A 6,849-nucleotide genomic window follows, 5' to 3' on the forward strand; every position below is an offset into this window, starting at 1 on the left:
TGACTTCCCTGTCTGCCTGCGCCACATCATAGCAGCGGCGACAGCCGCTGCCATTAGTCGTTTCGCCTTTTGGGGTTTACCACCTCAACCCGCCCGGCTTCCGCAACTCGTTTGGGGAAGCCGGGCGGGTTCTGCGGGTGCGGGCGGCAAAGAGTCCGCAAGCGTCGGCCTGCGACGCTCTGTTGCACGGTGCCGGAGGAAGCGGCAGGTTTGCATGACCACGCCACACCGGGGCGGGTAGCGGAAGCTGGCGAGCGGGGAAGGAGCAAGGAGCCTGCCGACTGCGACCCCGCGCAGCCAGACGCAGCCGGGCGGGCATAAAGCCCTTCAGCGGAGGCCGCAGGCCGACAACCCTTGTTCTGTTGACGTTGATGTTGGCCGAGGATTGACGCCGGAGCCTGCGCCGCCAGGGAAGGCGGCCACTCCGTCAGAGCCAGGGAAGGAACGCGATGCCGATAGCAGAGCGAGCCTGCGAGCTGTGCGCCACACCTTACCCAAGCGCCGAACCCCGGCGGCCAGCCGCACACCGTGGTCAAGGTAGCCGCAGCGCGCCCATTACTCAACCGGCGCCGACATAATGTGTGTTACGCGCGGGTTGCGTTCAGCAACTTGCGCGTAATGCCACATTATGTTGAATGACGACTGGCCAGCAACGTTACGAACAGAGAGTAATAGAGGTTGGCGCTGGCCGGGCGACATTTACCGCCGGAGCGCCTTAGCCGACCAAGGCAAGAGGTGCGCCACGGATGGCGCGCCTTTTGCCAGACACCGTACCGCGAGGTTGAAGAGAGTGAGCTACTTTTTCGGGCTGTCCGGCGATACCGTAGCGTCCGGCTTGCGTTTCTTTCTGCGCCTCGCTTTCGGCTTACGCTCCGCCGGATGCGTCTTCTCATGCACCTGTTTCAGATGGCCGATAGCCACACGGGTGTATATCTGTGTGGTTTCCAGTTTCTCATGGCCGAGTATCGCTTGTATGTGCCGTGTGTCCGCGCCCCGCTCCAGCATCTGCGTTGCCATCGAGTGCCGGAACACATGGCACGCTCCCGCTTTCTTCAGATGCGCGTCATCCCGTATCGCACGCCCTGCCAGTATCGTCAGCGTTGACCGCCCCAGCCGTTTCCCCCATATCGTGACGAACAGATAACCGCTGTCATGTTTCGTCGTCAGCCTCGGCCTTACCGCATCCAGATAGCGCTGTACCCAGACCAGTGCCCGCATTCCCACCGGCACCACTCTGTCCTTGTTCCCCTTGCCCTGCCGCACCACCAGAACCCCGCGCCCCACGTCCACATCGGCCAGCATCAGCCTGGCCAGTTCGCTCCGTCTTAACCCGGTACTCCACAGCATTTCCAGTACCGCACGGTTACGCAGTCCGGTTAATGTCTCGGTGTCCTGCGCGTCCATCACCGCTTCGGTTTCTTCCTCACTCAGTATCTGCGCCGGAAGCCGCTTTTCCGCTTTCGGCAGCGTCATCTGTTCGGCGGGGTTGTACAGGATATGATGCCGTTGCAGCAGCCAGCGGAACAGCATACGGATAGCCGTCAGGCGGTTAAGCTGCCCGCCTTGGGCCAGCGGTTTGCCGTCGGCTTTGCGGTAGCTGTGCAGATGCCGCTGATACGCTTCCAGCACCGACAGACTCACCTGTGCCGCCTGCGTCAGCCCCCGCTCTTCACACCACGTCACGAACGGGCGCAGCCGTTCACCGTACCCTTCTACCGTGCGTGGGCTGTGGTTTGTGGCCGTCAGGTGTTCAAGATACGCCGTGGTGTACTGGCGCAGCGTCTGTGACAGGCTGCTAAGGTAAAGGGCTTCTGGGCTGGGTGATTTGGGTCGGGTCATGGCGGCGCGTCCTGCATGGGTGAGGGGAAGAAGCAGATAAGGGAACTACGGTACGATGGGTTTATTGTGTGCTGCCGGAACAGTGCTTTTGCCGTTAACCCGACTTGCCACAGAGGAACCCTTATCGGCTGCGGCTTTGCGCGGTTTTTCTGACCCAGACTTAGCCCCGACTTGGGGTAGACTTGACCCCGACTTGCTTTCATCAGATCCAGACTTGCGTGAGTCGTACCCGTCTTTTTCACCGACTTCCGGCTCGATTAACCCGCACAGGTGCGCCCCTTCCGGCACCGTGCCATCCCACAACAACTCGTATTGCAGCAGGTGTCCCCGACTGCCGCCATGAACCAACAGATACTCCATTTCCGCCAGTCGCAGGCAGTGCAGCTTTAGCTGGCTGTCACTCCACTGGGTCGCGTTGCGGATATCCCGCCGCGTAAAGCGCACCTCGCCCGGTTTCCGGCTCTGCGCGTGTGCCAGTTGATTGACCATCCCCTGTATCAGCAGCAACAGCTTCCTTGTCTGTGGCGGCATCTCGTCCAGCGTCCGGCCTAATATCTCGTGCGCTAACCGATTCGCCAGCACGATATCCGAGCGCTCAACCTCGATGTATTCGATGACCGTGCCACGGTGTTCAACGGTCTTCACCTCCCGCTGATACTGGTGCAGCAGCGCGATGCTTTGTATTAGGGTGAGGTACTTCATATGGTCGCGGCGGGTACGGGTTTTATCACTCAGGAACGTGAGCTGTGAGGCGAACGGATTGACCACTTTAAGCGGACGTAACAGCCGCTGCGCATTCTGGTGCAGTTCCGTCAGATAGCCTTTCTCGTTCTCCATCAGCAGCCCTTCCAGCGTCTGTTTATGGCGCTGCAACGCATGGATGGCTTCGGTCTGTTCGCGGGATTCGTTCACGGTAAGAACCAGGCAGCGGTTAAGCAGTTCTTCATCCACATCGATGGCCGTGGTGGTCAGCATCAGCATCACCGGGCCTTTCACCGTGTACTGTTTGGTGACGAGGTTTCCTGTGGCATCATCCTTGCCTGTACTGGCGATGGTTAACTCACCATCCGACTGGAGCAGCTTGAGGGCATACGCCGCCTGCCGTACACCCTCCTCTTCCGCGATGGCGAGGATTTTATGCTGGAGATTGGTTTCACCCAGATAGAACAGGCTCTGTCCCGTCATGGCGCTGTACTGCAAGCGCTCTTCCGGCGGGATGAGGTTCAGCACCGCATCCATCAACGAGGATTTCCCCGCTGCACTCGACGACTGGATAAGCACGGCCAGCGGCTTATCTAACTTACGGGAGACGGCGGCTAAGTAACCCGCCACTAAGTTGGTCGATTCACCGACCACGCCACAGGCGGCCAGATCATCCGTCAGCCTGCCGATCAGATTCGGGTCTTGCAGCAACGCCAGCGCGTCGCCTTTCGCGGCATCGTCCAGTTCCGGCGCGGTGTTATCACCCGTTTCCGGCTGGCTCAGATGACTTTCCAGTGCCAGCAGTACACGGCCTAAGTGCCGTTTGATGTCGCTTTCGGCCAGCCCCAGTTCACTGGCCGCTAACCGCGCATAACCTGCCCGCGAGCGCGCGCTCATCATGTCCACGCTGTCCGCGAACACCACGCCGCTTTCCGTATCCAGTACCTGCGCGTTCACCTTCATCACGCCGCTACCCGCTTTCACCGACGCCATCCCACGGATGCGCCACTGCTGACCGGACAGTGCGATTTCAACTTCACCATTCGGTAAGACTTCAACTACCACACCCGCAGCTAAGGAAGCGGCTGGTTGAGAAGGGATTTCAGGCTGGGGCGCGGCTTTCCGTTGTGCCACGGACTCAGGTTCAGTGCTGACCGCTTCCCCCATCGCCATGGCGCCTTCTATCGCGGCACGGAACGCCTGCTCTGGCTCGGAGACTTTGCACAGGTACTCGTTCGCATCCATTCCCGCTGGGAACACCACACGGAACGGCGTGATGCCATCAGCAACCAGAGACGAGGCCAGTTTTTCCGCGCCGTCATCCCCTGCCGTATCGTTATCGAACGCGATCAACACCTGTTTCACGCCGTGGCGGATAAAGGCTTGCCGCATCTCATCGGTAACGCCGTTCACCCCATACGCCGCCGTTACGTTACGGTAGCCTGCTACCCAGAACGACATCGCATCGATAAGGGATTCGCATAGGATAACGGACTTACTGGCAACCAGTGCCTGCTCGTTCCACACCCCGCCATGTGGCCCCGGCAGATACAGGTGGTTCGGCGTTCCGGCACGCAGACGGTCGCCCACTTTGCGCCCGTACAGCTCCCTTACCTGACCGTTCATATCGATAACCGGAACCACTAACGACCCCGCCAGATGTTCATGGCCGGATGAACGCATCACCCCGATGGCCTGCAACTGGCTGCGAACGGTTGCCCCGTCTTTCAGTTTGCTCGATGGAAGACGGTAGCCCAGCGTCCGGTTAGCGAACCCTAAGCGGAACTGCGCCACTAACTCAGGATGATTCAGGCGGCGCTTTTCCAGATAGGCGATGGCCTCCGGCGCGTTCAGCAGCGTGTGGTGATAGAACTCAGTAACACGATGCAGTAACGCCTGTTTTTCCTGTTCATTAGCGATATCACTAACAGGCGGCAACGGCGCGACGGCGGGCACTTCACCCAGCTCACGCCGCAGTTTATCGACCGCATGACGCAGGCTTAACCCTTCTGTCTTCATCACCCAGTCCAGCACCGAGCCGCCTGCATCACAGCCAAAGCAGTGATAGAGATTCTTGTCTGGGCTGATAACGCATGACGGCGTTTTCTCGTCATGGAACGGGCACAGCACCACCCAGTCCTTGCCGCGCTTCACCACCTTGCGACCTTGACCACGCACCACCTCGACCAGTGACACGGCGGCTTTCAGGTGCTGCAACTCAGATTCGGGGATACGTGCCATATCGGGTTCCTTACAAAAATGCGTCAAGATTCTATTGAGCTTTATTTTAGTATCCTATAGCATACCAATGTCAAGAGGGATAGTTACAGGGGGATAGAATGACGAACCACTTTTTAACATGGTCTGATGCTATGACTGTCGGTGTTCGTATCGCGTCTCTGCGTAAACAAAAAGGCTTATCACAACAGGCACTGGCTGACGCGACAGGGATTCATGTCACGCAGATAAAGCGCTACGAAGGCGGTAATGCCTTACCCTCTTTTGACGCACTTAAAAAGCTGTCTCAGGTCTTGCGGGTCACAACAGATTATCTGGTTTTTGAAGGGGATGAGCTGAAGCCCGATGCTGACCTTGCCTTGCAGTTTCAGGCTATCAGCCACATGGAGCCGGAGCAGCAGAAGGTTATCAAGCAACTCTTGGAAGGGATGATTATCAAGTACGAGGCGGAACGATGGTCATCTAAATTAAAGTAGCGCAATGCATACGGGCTGGCACCCGTACACATTGCTCACCACAAGCAACTAATAGGAGTAGTTACCATGGCTGACGCGCATTCTACGCCAGATACCACCGTTTTTAAAATCTCTCAGGCCGAACGCTTTACCCGTGTCGGCTATCGACCGATTAAAGGCAACCACGACACACCCGCTATCAACATCGCCGGGCAGTGGCTCAAAGACGCCGGATTTACCACCGGACAACCGCTGAAGCTGCGCATCATGCCCGGCTGCATCGTCATCACCACGCAGGATATCCATGAACTCTGGGGCAACCTGCAAGCGCTGAGCATCGCTCCGTTTGATGAACGCGCGGCAACCCAGTGGCTGAACCGTTTTCCCGGCGGGCTGAACGTGGAGAGTGCGCGATGAGCATAAGATACGCTTTCCACCACGGCGGCTTGCCGGAACTGACGTTAACGGGCGATGAACTGGCACAGGCAGACTTTACCGCTAACACCCTGTTCCGCATTGGCCTGTACCGTAACGGGCTGGTGCTGACAGGGCTCGATGAAGACACCGATATCGCCGCGCTGATAGCTGAACTGGACGGCAACGAAGCGGAAGGGGCGGACTGGGTCAGTGACAACGGCGAACTGACGCTGGCAGGCGACTGGCTCACCCAAAGCGGGTTACTCGGCCAGCCGTTAAGGATTGAGGTGCTGCCCGGCAGGATAATTATTCGGGCTGAGGTGGGAACGATGCTGGCGTAATAAGACAATCAAAATAAAAAGCCGGAAGGATCGGGTGATCGCTTCCGGCTTTTATTTAACTAATAAATACTAATTATATTTTTCACATTCATTTTGAAGATCAGCCAATAACTTATCAGGGCTAACAATTGGTGTATCGGTTGTTGATGGAACCATAAACACACCAATATTAGTATTACCCCCTGATAAATCAGGCAATAATTCTTCAAATATATAATCCAGTTTAATTTCTTTAGCTTTATAGCTAGACCATGTATCTACAGCGCACAACTCGGCATATTCTTTAGCTGACCACAGCATAATAAAATTGTTACCAGAACCATCACTACTTAAAGCGAATCCATCATCATCAAGCACCCATGCGGACTCATTATCAGCAACTCTCTTAATGAAATAGATATATCTATCTTTATTACCTTTCTTAGACATCGCCTCTATTTCTTTAGCAGAAATTCTCATTTACTTTTCCCCTTACAGGCTTTTTTTCCTTTACCACTTGCGCCAGGTTTGTTTTTCCTACCACGACCATCATATTTATGCTGAAGTTTATGAAGATCGGTATGCTGTGGATCGGAATACTCATAGCCATAGCCTTTCGCCGATTCATAACCGCGCCAGTGAGCTAATTGATATCCGGGAGGATTACGAATGTTGGTTCTATTTCCTCTGGCCATCGCATTCTGTTCCTGCTTTATCCAACCACGAACATGGCGAGGCTGTTTAGGATCATTGGCGAGTTCTTTTAATCGAGCTTGCTTCCCTGCTCGACCAGTAGATAGCCCTAACGGATCGACCCATTCTAACGGATTATGAACATAGGAATATGGGCCAAACCCACCATCTAAACCTATCGGGTC

At 56.2% G+C, this 6,849-nt stretch carries 7 protein-coding genes and 1 pseudogene; 4 read left to right on the forward strand and 4 right to left on the reverse strand.

What is annotated here, in order from left to right:
• A pseudogene (locus H0247_RS19700) lies at positions 1-241 on the forward strand (hypothetical protein); the annotation flags it as partial.
• Positions 242-795: 554 nt separating this feature from the next.
• Here the strand turns inward: H0247_RS19700 and xerC are convergent.
• Both xerC and H0247_RS19300 read right to left on the reverse strand, forming a co-directional pair.
• Positions 796-1,839: a site-specific tyrosine recombinase XerC gene (xerC, locus tag H0247_RS19295; protein WP_180743974.1), complete on the reverse strand. Its 1,044-nt coding sequence runs from the start codon at positions 1,837-1,839 to the stop codon at positions 796-798.
• Between the two features lie 45 nt (positions 1,840-1,884).
• Positions 1,885-4,782, reverse strand: a complete 2,898-nt coding sequence (locus H0247_RS19300; RefSeq protein WP_180743975.1) for a DNA primase — start codon at positions 4,780-4,782, stop codon at positions 1,885-1,887.
• Positions 4,783-4,913: 131 nt separating this feature from the next.
• Between H0247_RS19300 and H0247_RS19305 the strand changes: the two genes are divergently transcribed.
• The 3 genes from H0247_RS19305 (at position 4,914) to H0247_RS19315 (ending at position 5,992) form a co-directional block, all read left to right on the forward strand.
• A complete protein-coding gene (locus H0247_RS19305) occupies positions 4,914-5,255 on the forward strand; it encodes a helix-turn-helix domain-containing protein (RefSeq protein WP_039276714.1) in 342 nt (113 codons plus the stop codon).
• A gap of 66 nt (positions 5,256-5,321) precedes the next feature.
• Positions 5,322-5,651 carry a SymE family type I addiction module toxin gene (locus tag H0247_RS19310; RefSeq protein WP_180743976.1) on the forward strand — a complete coding sequence of 110 codons (330 nt, stop codon included), beginning with the start codon at positions 5,322-5,324 and terminating at the stop codon, positions 5,649-5,651.
• Entirely contained in the window at positions 5,648-5,992 is a 345-nt protein-coding gene (locus H0247_RS19315; RefSeq protein WP_180743977.1) for a SymE family type I addiction module toxin, read from the forward strand. Before H0247_RS19310 ends, H0247_RS19315 begins: the two co-directional genes overlap by 4 nt.
• 69 nt (positions 5,993-6,061) lie before the next feature.
• Here H0247_RS19315 and H0247_RS19320 read toward each other — a convergent pair whose 3' ends face one another.
• Both H0247_RS19320 and H0247_RS19325 read right to left on the reverse strand, forming a co-directional pair.
• Positions 6,062-6,451: a DUF2750 domain-containing protein gene (locus H0247_RS19320; RefSeq protein WP_180743978.1), complete on the reverse strand. Its 390-nt coding sequence runs from the start codon at positions 6,449-6,451 to the stop codon at positions 6,062-6,064.
• Positions 6,448-6,849 (reverse strand): polymorphic toxin type 8 domain-containing protein (locus tag H0247_RS19325; protein WP_180743979.1); only part of this gene is annotated, 402 nt, incomplete at its 5' end. The genes H0247_RS19320 and H0247_RS19325, both read right to left, overlap by 4 nt.

The organism is Pectobacterium sp. CFBP8739, assembly GCF_013449375.1.
Taxonomy (GTDB): Bacteria; Pseudomonadota; Gammaproteobacteria; order Enterobacterales; family Enterobacteriaceae; genus Pectobacterium.